This is a genomic window from Mesorhizobium sp. M7A.F.Ca.CA.002.05.1.1 (assembly GCF_003998335.1).
Classification (GTDB): domain Bacteria; phylum Pseudomonadota; class Alphaproteobacteria; order Rhizobiales; family Rhizobiaceae; genus Mesorhizobium.
On record NZ_RZQI01001666.1, the window covers coordinates 1 to 429 of the forward strand.

A 429-nucleotide genomic window follows, 5' to 3' on the forward strand; every position below is an offset into this window, starting at 1 on the left:
GGTCACCGACGAAACCAATCGCAGCCTGCTGTCGGTGATCGACGATTCGCGGCTGCGGCTTCCCGACGATCTCGACATCGCGCCGGACGGGCGCATCTTCTTCAGCGAAGCGACGATCCGCTACGAAATGTCTGAATGGGCGGTCGATGCGCTGGAGGGCAGGGGCAACGGCCGGCTGATCTGCCACGATCCGAGGACCGGCTCGACCCGCACCATATTGCGCGGCCTGATCTTTCCCAACGGCGTCACCATTTGCCGCGACGGCCAGTCGCTGCTCTTTGCCGAGACATGGGCGTGCCGCATCAGCCGCTACTGGTTCGACGGACCGGACAAGGGCAAGCGTGAAATCTTCCTCGACAATTTGCCAGGCTATCCCGACAATCTCAACCGCGGCTCCGACGGAACCTACTGGATCGCGCTGCTCGGCAT

1 protein-coding gene is annotated in these 429 nt (G+C 62.9%); it reads left to right on the top strand.

Annotation, left to right across the window (positions count from 1 at the left end):
- Positions 1-429 (top strand): SMP-30/gluconolactonase/LRE family protein (locus EN939_RS37680; protein WP_164751671.1); only part of this gene is annotated, 429 nt, incomplete at both ends.